The organism is Caldimonas caldifontis, from assembly GCF_002930615.1.
Lineage (GTDB): Bacteria > Pseudomonadota > Gammaproteobacteria > Burkholderiales > Burkholderiaceae_C > Caldimonas > Caldimonas caldifontis.
The window spans coordinates 1-17616 of sequence record NZ_PSNX01000008.1 but is presented as its reverse complement, the minus strand read 5'-3'; the positions used below and the strand labels follow the sequence as shown (position 1 = coordinate 17616).

Below are 17616 nucleotides of genomic sequence, written 5' to 3'. Positions count from 1 at the left end.
TCCCGTCCCGCTGCCCTTGTCCTGATCCCCGGAGTTCTGCATGAAGTTGCGCATGGCCCGCAATTCCCTCTTCGCCATCCTGCTGCGCCAGCGCTGGTGGGTGAGCTTTGGCGTGGGCGTGGCCATCGCCCTGGTCAGCGGCGCCCTGCTGCCACGCGACCTGGCGCTGATGGCGATCTTCATGCCCATGCCCTTCTGGGTGATTGCCGGCATGGCCGCCTGGCAGCAGCGCCACCGCCCGAGCGCCGCCCAACTGGCCCAGGCGGTGGAGGAACTGGGCCGGCTGAGCTGGCCCGTGTTTTCGCAGCGCCTGCGCGCCGCGCTGGAAAAGCAGGGCGTGGCCGTGACCGAACTGAAGACGCCCGGCGCCGATTTCGAATGGACCGAAGGCCACCGCAAGATCGTGCTGGCCGCGCGCCGCTGGAAGGCCGCTCGCACCGGCATCGAGCCGCTGCGCGAACTGCAGGCTGCCGCCGAGGCCCGCGAGGCCCAGCAGGCCTGGTACCTGAGCCTGGGCGAACTCAGCGAAGCCGCCCAGGACCACGCCCGCGTCCAGGGCATTCGCGTAATCGGGGCGGACGAACTGGTCACGCTCCTGCGGCGCTGACCCCCGTTCCTCCTCCCGTCCGGCCTGCACAGCGGGCCGGCACACGCCGTTTGCGCGATTAACGCCCAATTGTTCGGGAATTACTTAGCAGCAACCCGACGTGCAGCCCCTCCAATCAGGGTTTCCACCTGTCTTCCCTGTGTGAACCCGAGAGGAAAGCCGTCCATGAAACCCTCCCTGTCCAAGCGTCCCACCCTCAAGCTCCTGGCTGGCGCCGCGCTGCTGGCCGTCTCTGGTGGCCTCTTCGCCCAAGCCAATTACCCCACCAAGCCCGTGCGCGTGGTGGTGGGCTTTGCCGCCGGCGGCACCACCGACGTGATCGCCCGCCTGGTGGCCCAGAAGCTGTCCGAGTCGATGGGCCAGCAGTTCATCATCGAGAACCGGGCCGGCGCCGGCAGCAACCTGGGCGCCCAGGCCGTGGCCCGGGCCGATGCCGACGGCTACACGCTCTACGCGAGCTCGGTGGCCAACACCATCAACATGAGCCTGTTCGCCAAGCCGGGCTACGACTTCGCCAACGGCATGGACGCCGTGGCCCTGTTCGCCAAGGTGCCCAACCTGCTGGTGGTGCATCCCAGCGTGCCGGTGAAGAACGTGCAGGAGTACATCGCCTACGCCAAGGCCAACCCGGGCAAGGTCACCTTTGCCTCGTCGGGCAACGGCTCGTCCATCCACCTGTCGGGCGAACTCTTCAAGCAGATGACTGGCGTGGACATGACCCACGTGCCCTACCGCGGCAGCGCGCCGGCCATCTCCGACCTGATCGGCGGCCAGGTGCAGAGCATGTTCGACAACATGCCCTCGGCCCTGCCCCACGTGCAAGGCGGCAAGCTGCGTGCCCTGGCCGTGACCAGCGCGCAACGCTCGGCCGCCGCACCCGACGTGCCCACCCTGGCCGAAGCCGGCGTGCCGGGCTATGACGTGCAGTCGTGGTTCGGCCTGAATGCCCCCAAGGGCACGCCCAAGGCCATCGTCGACAAGCTCAACGCCGAGGTGAACAAGGCCCTGGCCCTGCCCGACGTGCAAAAGCGCCTGGCCGAACTGGGCGCCGTGGCCAGCCCGATGTCGCCGGCGGCCTACGACAAGTTCATCAAGGCCGAAGTGGCCAAGTGGGCGCCGGTCGTGAAGGCCTCGGGCGCCACGGTGGACTGAGGCCGACGTTCACCCGCGCGTGAACTTGAACACCGCGACGCTGGCCATCAGGTTGGGCCGGCGTCGCACCACGCGCCCGCCCTGGATGCCGAAAGCGTCCAGCACCTGCAGGCCGTTCTTGCGCGCCAGCACCTCGAAGTCGGCATAGGTGCCCACGCGGATGTTGGGCGTGTCGTACCACTCGTAGGGCAGCACGCGCGTGACCGGCATGCGGCCCAGGGCCACCTGCAGGCGGTTGGGCCAGTGCGCGAAGTTGGGGAAGCTCACGATGCCGATGCGGCCCACGCGCGCGGTCTCGCGCAGCATGGTCTCGGTGTTGCGGATGTGCTGCAGGCTGTCGAGCTGGAGCACCACGTCGAAGCTCGCATCCTCGAACATTGCCAGCCCCTCCTCGAGGTTGAGCTGGAGGACGTTCACGCCACGCTGCACGCAGGCCAGCAGCTTGGTGTCATCGATCTCCACACCATAGCCGGTGCAGCCCTTGCGGTCGCGCAGCAGCGCCAGCAGCTCGCCGCCGCCGCAGCCCAGGTCGAGCACGCGCGAGCCCGCGGGCACCAGCTCGGCGATCAGCTCCAGGTCTTTCCTTTCGCTCATGCCAGCTCCTTCGCGATGCGCTCGTAGTAGGCGCGCACCACCCCGTGGTAGCGCGCGTCGTCGAGCAGGAAGGCATCGTGGCCATGGGGGGCATCGATCTCCGCGTAGCTCACCTCGTGGCGGTTGTCCACCAGCGCCTTGACAATCTCGCGCGAGCGCGCAGGCGAGAAGCGCCAGTCGGTGGTGAAGCTCACCACGAGGAACTTCGCCGTCGCCGCGGCCATCGTGCGGGTGAGGTCACCGCCGTGGTCGCGGGCCGGGTCGAAGTAGTCGAGCGCGCGGGTGATGAGCAGGTAGGTGTTGGCGTCGAAGTATTCGCTGAACTTGTCGCCCTGGTAGCGCAGGTAGCTCTCGATCTGGAACTCGATGTCCTGCGTGCTGTAGCCCAGTTCGGCAGCCCGCAGCTGGCGGCCGAACTTCTGCTCCATCACGTCGTCGCTGAGGTAGGTGATGTGGCCGATCATGCGTGCCACGCGCAGGCCGCGCCTGGGGATCACGCCGTGGCGCTGGTAGTGGCCGTCGTGGAAGTCGGGGTCGGAAATGATGGCGCGGCGGGCGACCTCGTTGAAGGCGATGTTCTGCGCCGACAGGTTGGGCGCGGTGGCCACCGCGATGCAGTGACGCACGCGCTGCGGATAGCGCAGCGTCCAGGCCAGGGCCTGCATGCCGCCCAGGCTGCCGCCCATCACCGCGGCCAGTTGCTCGATGCCCAGGCGGTCGAGCAGCCGGGCCTGCGCATCGACCCAGTCCTCCACCGTCACCACGGGGAAGTCGGCGCCATAGGGCTGGCCGGTCGCGGGGTTGGTGTGCATCGGTCCGGTGGAGCCGAAGCAGGAGCCGGGGTTGTTCACGCCGATCACGAAGAAGCGGTCGGTGTCCAGCGGCTTGCCGGGGCCCACGAGGTTGTCCCACCAGCCTTCGCTGCGCTCCTGGCCTTCGTAGGTGCCGGCCACGTGGTGCGAGGCATTGAGCGCATGGCACACGAGCACGGCATTGCTCTTGCTGGCGTTGAGCGTGCCGTAGGTTTCGTAGACGAGGGTGTAGTCGGCCAGCACCGCCCCGCTGCGCAGCGGCAGCGGCTCGGCGAAGTGCAGGGACTGCGGGACGACGTGTCCGATCGATATGGATGTCATGGGGCCCAGAACAACAAACCCGGCGTCACGCTGAAGGTGAGGCCGGGTCGCCGTGCCCCCTTTAGCTGCATTTCTAGAGCGCCCGCAAGCCGGAACAAATCGGCGCTATGCCTCAAAGTATAGCGGCAGCCGGCACCTCCACGGTCCAGCCCGCCCGGAACCCCGCCTGTTCGCCCTTGTGGGCATAGCCCAGCGGGTTGGCCACCACGCGGCAGCGCCACGCCCGCCCGCCGTGCGTGCCCTCGACCGTGTAGTCGACCGGGCAGTGCAGATGGCCGTGCATCCAGAGCTGGGCGTGGGGCAGCAGGTCATCCAGCGCATTGCAGAAGCCCGCCGTGCCCGGCACGAGGCCATAGCGTGGGTCGGCGCTGCGCAGCGAGGGCGCAAAGTGCGTCACCGCCACCGTGGGGCCGTCGAAGGGCGTGGCCAGGGCGTCTCGCAGCCAGTGCTGGCACTCGCGCCCGAGTTCGGCGAGGTCCTCGGCGAGGCGGGGCTGGCCGCCGCGCAGGCTGGTGTTCTTGCGCAGGTAGAAGTTCGCGGCGCGGTGGGCCTTCTCGCGCTGCTGGTGCTGGCGTGTCACGTCGGCCAGCGGGTCCACCAGGGCTTCGAAATCGGTCCACAGCGTGGTGCCCACGAAACGCACGCCATCGATCACCACCGTCTCGCGTTCCAGCCAGGTGAGGCCCAGCCGCGCGCAGGCCTCCTGCAGCCGGGCGTGGGCCTCGTCGTGTTCCAGGCCGTCGTATTCGTGGTTGCCCGGCACGTAGAGCACCGTGCCCCAGGGGCCGTGGCGCGGCGAAAAGCGCCGCAGCCCGAAGTCGGGTTCGTCCAGGCGCGAGCCGGCCTGGTAGGAGCCCACGTCGCCGGCCAGCACGAGCAGGTCGGCGCCCGGCGCAGCTTGCGGCACAAAGCCCGGGTCGTTCTCGAGGTGAAGGTCGGACAGCAGTTGCAATCGCATCGCGGCAGTCTACTCAGAGGTCCGCGGGAAGAGGCGCCAGCAAACCTTCGAGGTCGTCAGGGCCGAACTTGGCGGCCTCGGCGGCATCACGCCCCAGCACGCCTTCGGCGAGCGCCGTCTTGCGCGCCTGCAAGGCGAGCATGCGCTCCTCGATGCTGCCCTCGGCCACGAGCTTGTAGACGAACACCGGCTGGTCCTGGCCGATGCGGTGGGCGCGCGCCGTGGCCTGCTCTTCCACGGCCGGGTTCCACCACGGGTCCACATGGATCACCGTGTCGGCCGCGGTGAGGTTCAGGCCCACGCCGCCGGCCTTGAGGCTGAGCAGCATCAGCGGCACCTCGCGGTCCTGGAAGCGGCGCACCACCTCGCCGCGCTGCGCGGGTGGGGTGTCGCCGGTCAGGCTCACCCAGGGCAGGTGCAGCGCGGCCAGGTCTTCCTCGATCAGGCCCAGCATCTCGGTGAACTGCGAGAACAGCAGCACGCGGCGCCCTTCGTCGATCAGCTCGGGCAGCATTTCGCGCAGCCATTCGCGCTTGGCGCTCTCCGGCGGCACCTCCCCGGGGTGTACGCGCTTGAGCAGACGCGGGTCGTTGCAGGCCTGGCGCAGCTTGAGCAGGGCATCGAGGATGCTGATCTGTGCGCCGTCGAAGCCGCTGCGCTTGAGTGCGCGACGCACCTGCTCGTCGGCCGCCACGCGCACGCTTTCGTACAGCTCGCGCTGGCGGCCCTGCAGCGCCACGCGGCGGATCACCTCGGTCTTGGGCGGCAGCTCGGGCGCCACGTCGTCCTTGCGGCGGCGCAGGATGAAGGGCCGCACGCGCTGGGCCAGCAACTGGGCGCGCAGCGTCTCGCCGTGGGTCTCGATGGGCTTGCGCCAGTGCCGCACGAAATGGCGTGCGTCGCCCAGGAAGCCGGGCATCAGGAAATCGAAATGCGCCCAGAGATCGCCCAGGTGGTTTTCCAGCGGCGTGCCGGTGAGCGCCAGGCGGTGGCGCGAGCGCAGGCGGCGCAGCGCGCGTGCGGCGCGGCTGCCGGCGTTCTTCACCGTCTGGGCCTCGTCGAGGATCACGGTGTGGAACGCCTGCCCGGCGAGCGTGTCGATGTCGCGCCACAGCAGGGGGTAGGTGGTGAGCACCAGGTCGTGGTCGGCCAAGCGCTCGAAGTGGCGGTGGCGCTGTGCGCCGTGCAGCACCAGCACCCGCAAGGCGGGCGCGATGCGCCGCGCCTCGGCGCGCCAGTTGAAGAGCAGCGAGGTGGGCAGCACCACGAGCGCGGGCACGTCCAGCCGCCCGGCCTGTTGCTCGACCAGCAGGTGGGCGAGGGTCTGTGCCGTCTTGCCCAGGCCCATGTCGTCGGCCAGGATGCCCGCCAGGCGCTGCTCGCGCAGGTATTGCAGCCAGGCCAGGCCCTGCAGCTGATAGGGCCGCAATGTGAGGCCCAGGCCCGTGGGCGGCGGCACGGGACGCAGGCCGCCGCTGTCGCGCAGGCGCTGGGCCAGTTGCGCCAGGCCCGTGTCGCCCTGCAGCGCCCAGGCCCCGTCTGCGCCCGCACGCTGCGCCTGCAGGGACTCGATGCGGTGGGCGTCCCAGGCCGACAGCACCAGCGGGCCCTCTTCCACATCGCGGTCCACCAACAGGTCCACCATGGCCCCCACGATGGCCTTCAGCGGCGCGGCCGGCATCTCGATGCGCCGGCCTCCGGGCGCGCGCAGCCGGATGCGCGCTGCGTCGTCGATCGCGGCGATCTCCTCGGCATGCAGCCAGCGCTTGTCGCGGCGCAGCAGGTCGGCCACCAGGGGGGCCAGGTCCAGCGTCTGGCCATCGACCTCCACGCCCAGGCTCAGCAGCCACGAGCCTTCGCGCCGCGGCAGGCCCAGCGGATCGAGCGAAGGCACCTGCGGCGCAAAATCCTTCGGCTCGCGGGCGGGCTCACCCGAGCCCGGCGCCATCACCATGCGCCACGCAGTGACAGGCACGCTCTCGTGCGCAAAGCCGGGCCGCACCACCACCCGCCAACCCATCGCCTGCAGGCGCGGCACCTCGTCGGCCCACAGGTCGGCGAAGTGGGCTTCCTGCACGAGGCTCCACAGCGGCCCGCTCACGCCCGCGGCCGCCTCGCGGTGCCGCCATTGCAGCGCCTGCTCGGGCAGCGGCCGCAGGCCCAGGGTGCGCACCACGTCGATGGCATCGGCCTCGGCCACGGCATCGCGCGCCATCGCCACCTGCACGCCCCAGGCACCGCGCAGCACCTCCACCGGCTCGGCCCGCCGGCCCAGGGCCCGCGTCGGCGCTGGCGCTTCCCAGCGCAAAGGCGCACCCCCCCCGGGCGGCTCCACCGTGTAGGTCCAATCCACCCAGGCCACCGTCACCTGCTCACCGCGCGGCCCGAAGGGCCCTTCGGGCCTCAGGCCCAGCAGGCCGTCACCCTGGCCCAGGGTCTGGAGGGTGAGGCGGGGCTGGAAATGGCCGGGGACGGGCGCAAGGCCGGCAGGTGATGGGGGCATGGAGGGATTGTGCCGGGCGGCCGAGCACAATCGCCGCATGCCTTTCTTTTCTCGCACCTGGGGCCTCCTGCGATCGCTGGCCATCTACCACGGCATCCCGTGGCGTGCGGCGCAATTGCGGCGCTTCTATGCGCCCGTGGTGCCGGCCGGTGGGCTGGCCTTCGATGTGGGGGCGCATGCGGGCAACCGGGTGCGCGCCTTTCGCGCACTGGGCGCGCGGGTGGTGGCGGTGGAGCCGCAGCCCGATTTCGTGGCCTTGCTGTCGCGCTGGTTTGCGCGCGATGCGGGTGTCACGGTGCTGCCGGTGGCCCTGGGGCGCGAAGCCGGTCAGGCGCAGTTGCTGGCCAGCGAGGCCACGCCCACGGTGAGCACGCTGTCGGCCGACTGGGCGCAGCGCGCGGGGGCCACCGCCTCGTTCCAGGGCGTGCGCTGGTCGCCCGGGCCGGTGGTGCCGGTGACCACGCTCGATGCGCTGATGGCGCAGCATGGCCGGCCCGACTTCATCAAGATCGACGTCGAAGGCTTCGAACTGGAGGTGCTGCAGGGCCTGAGCCAGCCGGTGCCGGCGCTGTCCTTCGAGTTCCTGGCTCCCGTGCGCGACCTGGCCCTGGGCTGCATCGACCGGCTGGAAGCCCTGGGGCGCTACCGCTACCAGTGGAGCGTGGGCGAGCAGCTGCGGCTGCAGCCCGAGGTGGCGCTCGATGCCGATGCAATGCGGGCCTGGCTGCGCGGCCTACCGGACGACGCGCCCTCCGGCGACATCCTCGCCCGGCTCGACGGCGAGGCCGGCGCTCAGGCAGGCGGCCTGACCGCCGCAGCCATCAAAGGCTGACAGCAGCAGGGGCGTCAAGGCGTGCAGCGGCCCGAGGCTGTGGGGCGAGGGCTCCAGGCCCGCCGTGAAGCCTGCGGCCTCGAAGCGCTGCAGCAGAGCGGCATCGCGGCTGATGATGTGCACCGGCACGTCCCAGGACGCATTCGGGCCGGTCACGCTGGCGATGGGCTGGTGGTCGCCCACCACGAGAGTGAGCAGGTCGTCCGGCGCGTGGTCGCGCAGGTAGCTCGCGAGCCAGCCCAGGGTGTAGCGCATGCTTTGCAGGTAGGCCTCGGTCGGGCGTGTCCACGACACGGGCTCGGCCAGTGCGGCCTGGAGTTCGTCGTCGCGGTAGGCGGTGGGTTGCAGCAGCCCGGTCCAGTCGTCGCGCAGCGGGGCCACGGGCCGGAACGGGGCATGGCTCGTCACGGTGGGGAAGACCACGAAGCGCGCGGGGCCCTCGGTGGCCAGTTCCTGGGTGTGCAGCAGCGCCATCGCGGCCTGGTCGGGGATGCGCCAGTAGCCGAAGTGGGGGCCGGTGTAGCCCACGCCATCGGCATCGGCATAGCGTTCATAGCCCCAGTAGCGCCCCTCGGGCCAGGGGCGTTGCAGGCCCGGCATCCAGCCCACCGTACGGTAGCCGTGGCGGGCGAAGTGCTGCACAAGGTGCGGCCGGCGGCTGGTGAGCAGCAGGTCGTGATCGCGCGGGTTGTGGGTGTCCACGCCGGTGAGCAGCGCCCCGTGGGCCAGCCAGGACGAGCCCCCGAAGGTGGGCGAGCGGTAGCGCGCCGACACCACGTGGCGGCCGCTCGCCGCCAGCGCGTCGGCCAGCGCCTCGCGCGCGGGCGCCAGGGCCTCGCGATGCTGGGGGTGGTCGAAGGTGGTGGCACCGTAGGCTTCGGCAAACAGCAGCAGCACCGGCGCGCCGCGCAGGCGCATCACGTCGGTGTCGAAGGCCGGACTGGGTGACAGGCGCGTCTCGGTGGTCTGGGTGGACCAGGCCGCCGGCAGCAGGGCCGCCTGGCGGGCCAGCGTCGGGCTCACGGGCAACGAAAAGAACCAGCGTGTGTCCTGGGGCACATGGGGGTGCACGGTCCAGCTGGCGCTCAAGCCCAATCCCACGGCCAGCAGCCAGGGGCGTGGACGGTGCCAGAGCAGGCTGTGCGCGAGTTGCCCGAGGGCCCAGCGCGACAGCAGCCAGACGAGGCCCAGCCCCAGGGCCAGGGCCAGCAGCGCGCCGACCACGGGCAGCCATCCCAAGGACTGCGCCGCCAGGCGCAGGACCTCGACGACATGCGGTCCGTCCCAGTAGAGGTTCACGTCGCGGCCGAACACCGCCGGGGCCGTGACGTCGGCATAGCGCATCAGCACCAGCACGGTGTAGCCCGCGGCGAGCGTCGCCAGCGCCCGCGGGCCCGGTGCACGGCCTCGCCAGGCGACGAAGGCCATCAGCACAAGCACGCCCAGGCACAGCTCGAACGACAGGCGCAGGCCCGGGCGCACCCAAGGGCCGGGCCACAGGGTCTCGAAGGTGATCAGTGCATTGAGCAGCAGAAACGCCGCCCCCGTGCGCCACACCCAGGGCAGGGTGCTGGACTCGCGCTGCACCGTCATTGGCGACGCGCCTCGAACTCGAGGATCAGCTCGACCTCGTCACCCACCCAGCCGTTGGCCACGGCATAGTTCATGCCGTAGGCGCTGCGCTTGAAGCTGCCGCGGGCCGACACACCCATCACATAGGGCCGGCCCTGGCCGGGGATCTCGTAGGTGTTGCTCTTGTTCCAGGTGGCACGCAGCGTGAGCGGCTGGCGCTGGCCCAGCAATTCGAGCTGGCCGGTGATCTCGTACTGGCGGTCGCCCACGCGCTTGGCGCTGTCGGCCGTGAAGACCATGGCCGGGAACTCCTTCACGTTCAGGAACTGCGCCCCCTTGAGGTGGTTGTCACGCGCGCGATGGTTGGTGAAGACGCTGTTGGTGGCCACCTCGATGCGCACATCGCTGAGCGTGCCGGTGGCTTCGTCGAAACGGTAGGAGCCCTTGCCCTCGAGGAACATGCCCAGCACCTTGGCGTAGCCGATGTGGTCGACCATGAAGCCGATGGACAGGTGCTCGGCGTCGAGCACGTAGCGGGGGGCCTGGGCCGCGGCGCCCCCGGTGAGGAACAACAGCGAGGCGGCCAGCATCCAGGCACGCCGATGCAGGGGAGTGAGGGTCATGGTGCGTTCTCCAGGGGAAGGTGACGTCGCTGAGCCAGCCATCGCACGTCCACAGCAAAGGAATACACGAGCAGGACCAGGCCCGCGCCGGCGATGAGGGCGGCCCCGGCCGGGGGAATGATGGGGCCCAGGGCCGTGATCAGGGTGACGATCTGCACCACGCACACCGTCTTGCGGCGTGTGCTGGGCGGCAGGGGCCGTGCGAGCCAGCGCCAGGCCCAGCTGGCCGCCACGAAGGCATAGCGCATGAGGCCCACGGCCAGCACCCAGGGCCCGGCCTGGCCGAACTGCACGATCAACAGGCACAGCACCAGCATCAGGGCCGCATCGGTCTCCATGTCGAAGCGCGCGCCGAAGTCGCTGGCCAGGCCGCTGCGGCGCGCGAGCGGCCCATCGACCGCATCGAGCACCGCCCCGACCGTGGCCCACACGACGATGGCCCAGCCCAGCACCGCCGCGCCCGGTTGGCCGGCACGCGCCGCCCCCTCGCCGACCAGGGCGGCCAGCATCGCCAGCATGCCCAGCCGCAGCAGGCTCACCTGGTTGGCCGCACCGAAGCGAGGGTGCAGCTCACCTCGGGCATTGCGGTGGTGCCGCAGGCCGTGCAGCAGCAAGCCGGCCGCCATCCCGTACAGGGCAATGGCCTTGCCGGCATAGCCCGCACCAAAAAGCGCGGGCCAGGCCGCATGCAGACCCCAGCCCGCCGCAACCACCAGCACCGCGCCGGCCAGCAGCGAGCGATGGGCGTCGCGCCGCAAGGCCGCAGCCCCCGCGCTTGCGGGTGCCGACGTCCCTGGTGTGCCTGTGTCCATCGTCTCCGACATAAGATGCTCGCGGCTATGCCTTCTTCCCATCCTTCGTCACCGCCCCCCCTCGACACCCCCCAGGCCTGGGCCTGCTGGCTGGCCGAGCCGGGGCGCGCCGAGTTGCGGCCCGAACCCCTTCGAGCGCCCGGGGCCACGGAGGTTCAGGTGCGCACCCTGCACAGCGGCATCAGCCGCGGCACCGAGACGCTGGTGTTCCGCGGCGAGGTGCCGGCCTCTGAGCACGATCGCATGCGCGCGCCCTTCCAGGCCGGCGACTTCCCGGCGCCGCTCAAGTATGGCTATGCCAGTGTCGGCGTGGTGGAGGCCGGCGCACAAGCCCTGATCGGGCACACGGTGTTCTGCCTGTATCCGCACCAGAGCCGCTATGTGGTGCCGGCCGACACCGTGGTGCCCTTGCCCGCAGGCCTGCCCCCGGCGCGCGCGGTGCTGGCCGCCAACATGGAAACCGCCCTGAACGCGCTGTGGGATGCGCCCGCGCCGCCTGGCGGGCGCGTCAGCGTGGTGGGCGGCGGCGTGGTGGGCCTGCTGGTGGCCTGGCTGGCCGCACGCACGCCCGGCTGCGAGGTGGAGCTGGTGGACACCGACCCGGCACGCGCCGGTGTGGCCGCCCGCCTGGGCCTGGGCTTTGCCTCGCCCGACGTCGCGCGCGGCGATGCAGACCTGGTGGTGCATGCGAGCGGCCAGCCGGCCGGCCTGCGCACCGCCCTCGCCCTGGCCGGCTTCGAGGCTACCGTGCTGGAACTGAGCTGGTACGGCACCCGCGCGGTGGAACTTCCGCTCGGCCAGGCCTTCCATGCCCAACGGCTGGTGCTGCGCAGCTCGCAGGTGGGCCAGGTGGCGGCGCCCATGCGGGCACGCTGGACCCACCGTCGGCGCCTCGAGCGGGCGCTGGCGCTGCTGGCCGACGACCGCCTGGAGGCCCTGATCACCCACCACGCTCCTTTCGTTGAATTGCCCGAGGTGCTGAAGCAGCTCGCGCACGACGCCCGCGGTGTGCTGTGCCACCGCATCGATTACGACTGACCCACGAAAGCTCTCTTGTCCATGTACAGCGTCAACGTCCGCGATCACTTCATGATCGCCCACAGCTTCCAGGGCGCCGTCTTCGGCCCCGCCCAGCGCCTGCATGGCGCCACCTACGTGGTCGACCTGGAACTGCGCCGCCCCGAACTCGATGCCGACGGCATCGTGGTCGACATCGGCCGCGCCACCGAGGTGCTGCGCGAGATCCTCTCTGCGCTGAACTTCCGCAACCTCGACGAGGAGGCCGTCTTCCGCGGCCGCAACACCACCACCGAATTTCTCGCCCGCGTGATCTTCGACCGCGTGGCCGAGCGCATCGCCCGGGGCGACCTCGGCGCGAGCGCCGCAGGGCTCACCCATGCCAAGGTGACGCTGCACGAATCGCACGTCGCCTGGGCGGCCTACGAGGCTGCACTGCCCGTGCCCCGTCCCCCGCTGCAGGCCTGATCGTGCCCGGCTGCACCTTCCTCTTCCCCGGCGACCTCGACACGCCCACCGGCGGCTATCGCTACGACCGCGCCCTGGTGCATGGACTGCGCGAGGCGGGTTGGCGTGTGGACACCATCAGCCTGCCCGGCACCTACCCCTGGCCCACCGATGAGGCCGTGCAGGCCGCCGCGGACGCCGTGGCCGCCCTGCCTGATGGCGAGTGCGTGGTGGCCGACGGCCTGGCCTTTGGCGCCCTGCCCTGCCTTGCGGCCGACCATGCGGCCCGGCTGCGCTGGGTGGCGCTGGTCCATCATCCGCTCGCGCTGGAAACCGGCCTGCAGCCAGACCTCCAGACCGTCTTGCGCGACAGCGAATCGCGGGCGCTTTCGCACGCGCGGCGCGTCGTCGTGACCAGCCCCACCACCGCCCGCACCCTCAGCGCCCCTGGCCGCCAGGGCTGGGGCGTGCCACCCAGCCGCATCCAGGTGATCGAACCCGGTGTGACCCCCGCCCCCGTGGCCACCGGCAGCCTCGCACAAGGCGGCGTGCCGCAGCTGTTGTGCGTGGGCAGCGTGAGCGTGCGCAAGGGCCAGGCCGAACTCATCGAAGCCCTGGCCGGCCTCACCGACCTGCCCTGGCGCCTGGTGTGCGCGGGCAGCATGACGCGCGACCCCGAAGCCACGCAGGCCGTGCTGGCCGCCATCGAACGGCATGCCCTGGCCAGCCGCGTGCGGCTCACCGGGGTGGTCGACGACACCGACCTCGATGCGCTCTACGCCGGCGCCGACCTCTTCGTGCTGCCCTCGTGGTACGAAGGCTATGGCATGGTCTACACCGAAGCCCTGGCGCGTGGTTTGCCGGTGGTGTGCACCAGCGGCGGCGCCAGCCCCGAGACCGTGCCCGAAGCCGCCCGCCTGATGGTGCCGCCCGGCGACGTGCGCGCCCTGCGCGAGGCCCTGCAGCGCTGGCTCACCGGCTCACGGCTGCGCGCCAAGCTGGCCAAGGGTGCCCTCCAGGTGCGCGACCGCTTGCCTCGCTGGGAGCAGTCCGTCGAACAGATGGCCCGGCTGCTGCTCGACGTGGGCCCCCGGCCATGAGCGGCTTTTCCGCCGACTGGCTGAGCCTGCGCGAACCCTGGGACCACGCCGCCCGCAACGCCGCCGCGCGCAGCCTCGACGCCGCCGCCCTGGCCAGCGGCCTGCGCGCCCCTGGCGGCCCCCTGGGCGTGCTCGACCTCGCCTGCGGCACGGGCGCCAACCTGCGCGACCTCAGCGTCCGCCTGGGCGGCGAGCAACGCTGGACCCTCATCGACCACGACCCGGCCCTGCTGGAGGCCCTGCCCCTGAAGCTGCAGCACTGGGCGCACACGCACGGCCATCAATGCCAGATCGACCCCAGCGGGCGCAGCGGCACCCTGCGCAGCACCGAGGGCGGCTGGCAGGTGCACTGGCAGGCCCGGCGCCTGGACCTCGTCACCGAGCTCGACCGCCTGCCGTGGGAGGGCGTGCAGCTCCTCACGGCCTCGGCCCTGATCGACCTCGTCTCCGACACCTGGCTGCAGCGCCTGGTGGAGGCCTGCCGCACCCACGGCGCCGCCGTGTGGATGGCCCTCAGCGTGGACGGCCGCGACCGCTGGGCCCCCAGCGATCCCGCCGACGCCGCGGTGCAGGCCGCCTTCCAGGCCCACCAGCACCGCAACAAAGGCTTCGGCCCCGCCCTGGGCCCGCAGGCCCCAGCCGTGCTGGAACAACGCCTGGCCTCAGTCGGCTACCGCGTCAATACCGCCCACTCGGATTGGCAACTCGACGGCCCCACCGCCGCACCCCTGCGTCAGGCCCTGATCGATGGCATCAGCATCGCCGCCTGCGAGCAGCAACCCGACCAGGCCACCACCTTCCGCGCCTGGGCGGCGCGGAGGCAATCACAGGTCGAGGGGCTGTCGTTGCAGGTGGGGCATCGGGAGGTGGTGGGGTGTATGTAGGTCTCTGGACTCACCTGTACAACCCGGGGGATGCGCTGCACCCTTCAGCCTCTCAGTGCTGGCCCTTGAACACAGTTCGCAACTTCCCAATGCCCAGCCCGTTGCGATCGAACTCGTCCAGCTGACTCATGAACCCAGCGACCGAATCATGAACGTATGACTCGAACAGTTTCTCCACGTTGGGCAGCAGTTCGTTAGGTTCGATCAACTCGAGAATATCGAGGAGCTCTTGTTCGCCCCTGCTGATGGGCAGTCCTGAAGCACGGTGCATCTCCTTGAATAGCCGAGCGGCCCGTTTCGGGTCGTAAGTGGGATCTTCGGGATTACCTCCCACTCCCAGTCTGCGCAGTCGAAGCATGAAATCAGACTGAGATTTGCACATGTGCTCGCGTTGCGCGCCGTTGGCCGAAGTCACAGGGGCGCGCGATGCATACGCTATGCGATGCTTGAATCTCCAGCTGAGATACTGCTTCCAGTGCGCCTTGTGCAGGGCTTCAACAGAGCCGCTACCGTGTGCGGATGCTGTGACGTAGTTGTTGAACGTAGCGATAGCCTTTTCAGAGGGCGTTAGGCTGTCCCTCACGACCGCACTCAACTGTTCCCAAGCTAGCAAAGGTACGCCGGCCTTGCGGGCCTCGTGGTACATGTGTTGGCCAGTGATGACGCTGATGAAATCCCCTTGCACGGGCGAAACACCCAGATCGCCCGGAGCGTAGCCGCCGCCAATGTCTGAATGCGCACCTGGGTACATGATCTCAATGGCATTGTCCGGGTAGGTACCATCCACCCGCACGGAGTCCAAGGGAAAGCACGCCCTTACTTCATGCCCGGCTACAAAGTGCACACACTGCTCAACACCGGGATTAATGCGCATGTTGCGGTCGGCCCAGGCCTGGTGACCGGTGAACACCTCGTTCTCGTAGAGGTTCGCAATTCCCACAGAGGCCACGGTGTCGAAGATGCCCAGAAAATGCAGCCTTATCGGCATTCCGGCAAAGGTGTAGCCACCACCTTGCTGTTCGCAGCTCTCAAACAACCAATTCACGAACGCACGCGCCTGCGCCGCACCGCGCGAAAACCCGAAGACCGATACATTGATTTGCGTCACCGTTGGCTTCTGGCCTTTTAATGCCGCACTGAGTTGGTCTTGCCAGTAGCGAAGCGCAGACCGGCGTTGCATCGCTGGGCTGCCCGTAGAACCCAGCGTCCTTGCAATGTGGTTGGCACGCTCGGCGGGAAGCAGCGCCGTACCCTTGACATACACGTGCGGCGCATTCAGCAGCTGCATGAAGGCCCAGGTGATTCTCCGCTCACCGCGCGAAGCGAAAGCCGAACCGCGATTGGGCCCCCAGTACTGCCCATCGTCACCAATGTCCGGGAACGGGGTTCCAACACCAGGCGCGTAGTAGGCGAAAAAGCCTTCGCTTGGGTTGACTCGATGCGCCTGAAAAAGACGCACCACGTTGCTGTGCTTGCGTTGCTCCGGGGGCGGCCCATCAAAATCGTTGGCCAAATTGTTCCCAGTGCCGTCAAAGAAGATGCCCACGTGCACCTGGCCCGAACAGCGGGGCTGCCCGTCTTGCGGAAGAGTACAGGCAAGCGCTGCTGTTCTTTGTAGCGCTTCACGCGGGCTCAGGCTACGCAATCCTCGGCTGGGAAAGGGTTTGGCGGCTTGGGTCGTCATGGCTGTCTCGGACCCTGCAAAGGGTTCTTTGGCAGGTAATCTGGGTGAAAGGGCGCAAGCAAGCTGACTACAACGATCACATTCTTGTCTGGCAGGATGTGAATCTTCATGGTGCCGAGGTTGTTTGAGGCGTACTCCTCAATAGGTACTGTTCGGAGGTACTTCTCGCCCGGAACGAGCACGGGCCTTCCGTCCCGCAATATTGGCTTTCCATCGGCATCAAGCTGTTCAGTGCTGTCATCCTGCCAGCCGATAGTCACCCTGAAATCAGGTCTCCACTGCTTGGGAATAGTGACGCAACATGCATCACCGCTTTGGCTGTGCGGCCCCGCAACCAGGATCCCGCCTTGCTGATCGACAGTGATGTAGACGACTCCACCGCGTGTGTGGTTGACCACCGTGTAGTTTGTGGAGACCTTGTCATCCTTTGCACACGCCGATAGTGCGCCTACCAGCACACCGATGCCGGAAACCATACCTAAGCCTCGGTGAACTCGTTGTGCCATCGCCAGCAAGGTGCCGGTTCGCTCTACGCTCATCGCTATGCTCCTTGATCCGACCGATGCAGTCCTCGGTTAGCGCGAAGAGCGCATAGCTTCTTGATTGTCTTTCCGCCAATCACACCTTCTCCATCAGTTTGCTGGCGAGCTGTCCTTGCGGCCAGTCTCTGGCATTCAACATCGCCACGGTCGATGCTTCAAGAAGCGCTTCACGCCCCGTCACGCGGCGGAATACCGCGAGTGCATAGATGTCCGGATAGGCATCAATTCGGCAGCGACGCGCCAGTTCCACAACCTCTACCATCGATCCGTAGAAGAGCACGCGTCCGTCTTTCGGGAGGAGTTCCGGTAGCTGGTCCGACATGGTCTGTATCAAAGCGTCAGGCATGCCTGCATGAACGAGACCATTCACTTCATCATCGCTCAAAGCAAATTCACGAACTTCGCGCGATTCGTGTTCCTGGAACGCTTCGGGTTTATGGAGTTCGATGAGGGACCCCGTGCGATCAACAATCCACCATCGGTCTATCGGATCAGTTAGCCGGGACCAGTTTGCTGGCTTGAGATGCAGAGGGAGGGTCGCCGCGACCCTCGTGTCGGCAAACCTCAGCAGCAACGACCCCATCCCCTCCACTTTCGGCGCCATGCACTGACGCAAGTGGCAAGCCAGGTCAGGAAGCGACCAACGGGTCACGACAATGCTGAACATTGGGCGCCCAGAGCAATGGTGCACCAACCGCCAGACTGCTTGACGAAGTTCTTCGATGCGCTCAACTGGCAACCGAATCAAAAGCGGGCTCACCTCTGAGAATTGTTCCCAACGGCCTTCCGAGTACAGACGCACGCAGGGATAGTGGATCTGAAGTCGTCTGCTGCCGTAGTCGAACGCTTCGTCGACCAAGGCACAAATGGTCTCGCCGCTCGCCACAGAACCGGTGGCAGCTGAAATTGCCATCAGCACTTGATCGACTAGGACCTGCTTGTCGATCGCGTCTACAGCGTAGTAGTGTTTTTCAGATCGATGCAAGGGCTGAACCTGACTTCAATGCGGCGAGGAGGCACGAAACGCAAGCGTACTTCGGCATCTGCTGCAGCCCATAGCTCACCCTCTCCGCCCCCACCATCCTCCTGCTCCCCGCCTGCACCCGGATCGTGCCGGGGCACTCCACGGTGAGGCCTGAGGCCTGCAGGGTGATGC

General features: G+C 68.7%; 18 protein-coding genes and 1 riboswitch. Of the genes, 7 read left to right on the top strand and 11 right to left on the bottom strand.

Translation table 11 applies throughout. The annotated features are described in order from the left end of the window. The first annotated feature begins 52 nt into the window (after positions 1-52). Both C1704_RS09610 and C1704_RS09605 read left to right on the top strand, forming a co-directional pair. Complete coding sequence (locus C1704_RS09610; RefSeq protein WP_170064667.1) at positions 53-607, top strand: restriction endonuclease; 555 nt, start codon at positions 53-55, stop codon at positions 605-607. A gap of 165 nt (positions 608-772) precedes the next feature. Beyond that, positions 773-1759 carry a tripartite tricarboxylate transporter substrate binding protein gene (locus tag C1704_RS09605; RefSeq protein WP_104302509.1) on the top strand — a complete coding sequence of 329 codons (987 nt, stop codon included), beginning with the start codon at positions 773-775 and terminating at the stop codon, positions 1757-1759. A 9-nt stretch (positions 1760-1768) separates the two neighbouring features. Here C1704_RS09605 and metW read toward each other — a convergent pair whose 3' ends face one another. From metW to C1704_RS09585, 4 genes are all read right to left on the bottom strand, one after another. Next, entirely contained in the window at positions 1769-2353 is a 585-nt protein-coding gene (metW, locus tag C1704_RS09600) for a methionine biosynthesis protein MetW (RefSeq protein WP_104302508.1), read from the bottom strand. After that, the gene (gene metX / locus C1704_RS09595) at positions 2350-3486 is read right to left on the bottom strand and encodes a homoserine O-succinyltransferase MetX (RefSeq protein ID WP_104302507.1); all 1137 of its coding nucleotides are present in this window, start codon (positions 3484-3486) and stop codon (positions 2350-2352) included. The genes metW and metX overlap by 4 nt, the downstream gene beginning before the upstream one ends. A gap of 40 nt (positions 3487-3526) precedes the next feature. Further along, a riboswitch (SAM riboswitch) is annotated at positions 3527-3602 on the bottom strand. Then, complete coding sequence (locus tag C1704_RS09590; RefSeq protein ID WP_104302506.1) at positions 3599-4444, bottom strand: metallophosphoesterase; 846 nt, start codon at positions 4442-4444, stop codon at positions 3599-3601. It overlaps the preceding riboswitch by 4 nt. A gap of 13 nt (positions 4445-4457) precedes the next feature. Continuing rightward, positions 4458-6947, bottom strand: a complete 2490-nt coding sequence (locus tag C1704_RS09585; RefSeq protein WP_245876442.1) for a DEAD/DEAH box helicase — start codon at positions 6945-6947, stop codon at positions 4458-4460. Between the two features lie 37 nt (positions 6948-6984). On the opposite strand from C1704_RS09585, the gene C1704_RS09580 reads away from it, so the two are divergent. After that, complete coding sequence (locus tag C1704_RS09580; protein ID WP_104302651.1) at positions 6985-7779, top strand: FkbM family methyltransferase; 795 nt, start codon at positions 6985-6987, stop codon at positions 7777-7779. Here C1704_RS09580 and C1704_RS09575 read toward each other — a convergent pair. Genes C1704_RS09575 through C1704_RS09565 form a run of 3 tightly spaced genes read right to left on the bottom strand, consistent with a single transcriptional unit; the run spans position 7681 to position 10786 of the window. Next, positions 7681-9372 carry an LTA synthase family protein gene (locus C1704_RS09575; protein WP_104302504.1) on the bottom strand — a complete coding sequence of 564 codons (1692 nt, stop codon included), beginning with the start codon at positions 9370-9372 and terminating at the stop codon, positions 7681-7683. The two genes, C1704_RS09580 and C1704_RS09575, sit on opposite strands and share 99 nt — an antisense overlap. Next, the gene (locus C1704_RS09570) at positions 9369-9974 is read right to left on the bottom strand and encodes a YceI family protein (protein ID WP_104302503.1); all 606 of its coding nucleotides are present in this window, start codon (positions 9972-9974) and stop codon (positions 9369-9371) included. The genes C1704_RS09575 and C1704_RS09570 overlap by 4 nt, the downstream gene beginning before the upstream one ends. Next, positions 9971-10786, bottom strand: coding sequence for a CDP-alcohol phosphatidyltransferase family protein (locus C1704_RS09565; protein WP_170064666.1), 816 nt, complete (start codon positions 10784-10786; stop codon positions 9971-9973). Before C1704_RS09565 ends, C1704_RS09570 begins: the two co-directional genes overlap by 4 nt. A gap of 27 nt (positions 10787-10813) precedes the next feature. On the opposite strand from C1704_RS09565, the gene C1704_RS09560 reads away from it, so the two are divergent. The 4 genes from C1704_RS09560 to C1704_RS09545 are packed head-to-tail and all read left to right on the top strand — an operon-like array spanning position 10814 to position 14234. Further along, the gene (locus C1704_RS09560) at positions 10814-11824 is read left to right on the top strand and encodes a zinc-dependent alcohol dehydrogenase (protein WP_245876441.1); all 1011 of its coding nucleotides are present in this window, start codon (positions 10814-10816) and stop codon (positions 11822-11824) included. A 21-nt stretch (positions 11825-11845) separates the two neighbouring features. Then, positions 11846-12271 carry a 6-pyruvoyl trahydropterin synthase family protein gene (locus C1704_RS09555; protein WP_104302501.1) on the top strand — a complete coding sequence of 142 codons (426 nt, stop codon included), beginning with the start codon at positions 11846-11848 and terminating at the stop codon, positions 12269-12271. 2 nt (positions 12272-12273) lie between these two features. Further along, entirely contained in the window at positions 12274-13350 is a 1077-nt protein-coding gene (locus C1704_RS09550; protein WP_211286917.1) for a glycosyltransferase family 4 protein, read from the top strand. Further along, positions 13347-14234: a class I SAM-dependent methyltransferase gene (locus tag C1704_RS09545; RefSeq protein WP_104302500.1), complete on the top strand. Its 888-nt coding sequence runs from the start codon at positions 13347-13349 to the stop codon at positions 14232-14234. Before C1704_RS09550 ends, C1704_RS09545 begins: the two co-directional genes overlap by 4 nt. A 52-nt stretch (positions 14235-14286) precedes the next feature. Here the strand turns inward: C1704_RS09545 and C1704_RS09540 are convergent, their stop codons facing one another. The 4 genes from C1704_RS09540 to C1704_RS17660 form a co-directional block, all read right to left on the bottom strand. Further along, entirely contained in the window at positions 14287-15918 is a 1632-nt protein-coding gene (locus tag C1704_RS09540; protein WP_104302499.1) for a T6SS phospholipase effector Tle1-like catalytic domain-containing protein, read from the bottom strand. Continuing rightward, positions 15915-16457 (bottom strand): DUF3304 domain-containing protein, encoded by a 543-nt coding sequence (locus tag C1704_RS09535; RefSeq protein ID WP_104302498.1) that lies wholly within the window; start codon positions 16455-16457, stop codon positions 15915-15917. Before C1704_RS09535 ends, C1704_RS09540 begins: the two co-directional genes overlap by 4 nt. 79 nt (positions 16458-16536) lie before the next feature. Next, the gene (locus C1704_RS09530; protein ID WP_104302497.1) at positions 16537-17445 is read right to left on the bottom strand and encodes a DUF4123 domain-containing protein; all 909 of its coding nucleotides are present in this window, start codon (positions 17443-17445) and stop codon (positions 16537-16539) included. Next, the coding region (locus tag C1704_RS17660; protein ID WP_211286916.1) for a hypothetical protein at positions 17432-17616 on the bottom strand (185 nt) is incomplete at its 5' end. The genes C1704_RS17660 and C1704_RS09530, both read right to left, overlap by 14 nt.

Bases quoted from the DNA above. Each gene is read 5' to 3' on its own strand.
- C1704_RS09610 (WP_170064667.1), top strand. From the start codon at position 53: ATGGCCCGCAATTCCCTCTTCGCCATCCTGCTGCGCCAGCGCTGGTGG.
- C1704_RS09605 (WP_104302509.1), top strand. From the start codon at position 773: ATGAAACCCTCCCTGTCCAAGCGTCCCACCCTCAAGCTCCTGGCTGGC.
- metW (WP_104302508.1), bottom strand. From the start codon at position 2,353: ATGAGCGAAAGGAAAGACCTGGAGCTGATCGCCGAGCTGGTGCCCGCG.
- metX (WP_104302507.1), bottom strand. From the start codon at position 3,486: ATGACATCCATATCGATCGGACACGTCGTCCCGCAGTCCCTGCACTTC.
- C1704_RS09590 (WP_104302506.1), bottom strand. From the start codon at position 4,444: ATGCGATTGCAACTGCTGTCCGACCTTCACCTCGAGAACGACCCGGGC.
- C1704_RS09585 (WP_245876442.1), bottom strand. From the start codon at position 6,947: ATGCCCCCATCACCTGCCGGCCTTGCGCCCGTCCCCGGCCATTTCCAG.
- C1704_RS09580 (WP_104302651.1), top strand. From the start codon at position 6,985: ATGCCTTTCTTTTCTCGCACCTGGGGCCTCCTGCGATCGCTGGCCATC.
- C1704_RS09575 (WP_104302504.1), bottom strand. From the start codon at position 9,372: ATGACGGTGCAGCGCGAGTCCAGCACCCTGCCCTGGGTGTGGCGCACG.
- C1704_RS09570 (WP_104302503.1), bottom strand. From the start codon at position 9,974: ATGACCCTCACTCCCCTGCATCGGCGTGCCTGGATGCTGGCCGCCTCG.
- C1704_RS09565 (WP_170064666.1), bottom strand. From the start codon at position 10,786: ATGGACACAGGCACACCAGGGACGTCGGCACCCGCAAGCGCGGGGGCT.
- C1704_RS09560 (WP_245876441.1), top strand. From the start codon at position 10,814: ATGCCTTCTTCCCATCCTTCGTCACCGCCCCCCCTCGACACCCCCCAG.
- C1704_RS09555 (WP_104302501.1), top strand. From the start codon at position 11,846: ATGTACAGCGTCAACGTCCGCGATCACTTCATGATCGCCCACAGCTTC.
- C1704_RS09545 (WP_104302500.1), top strand. From the start codon at position 13,347: ATGAGCGGCTTTTCCGCCGACTGGCTGAGCCTGCGCGAACCCTGGGAC.
- C1704_RS09540 (WP_104302499.1), bottom strand. From the start codon at position 15,918: ATGACGACCCAAGCCGCCAAACCCTTTCCCAGCCGAGGATTGCGTAGC.
- C1704_RS09535 (WP_104302498.1), bottom strand. From the start codon at position 16,457: ATGAGCGTAGAGCGAACCGGCACCTTGCTGGCGATGGCACAACGAGTT.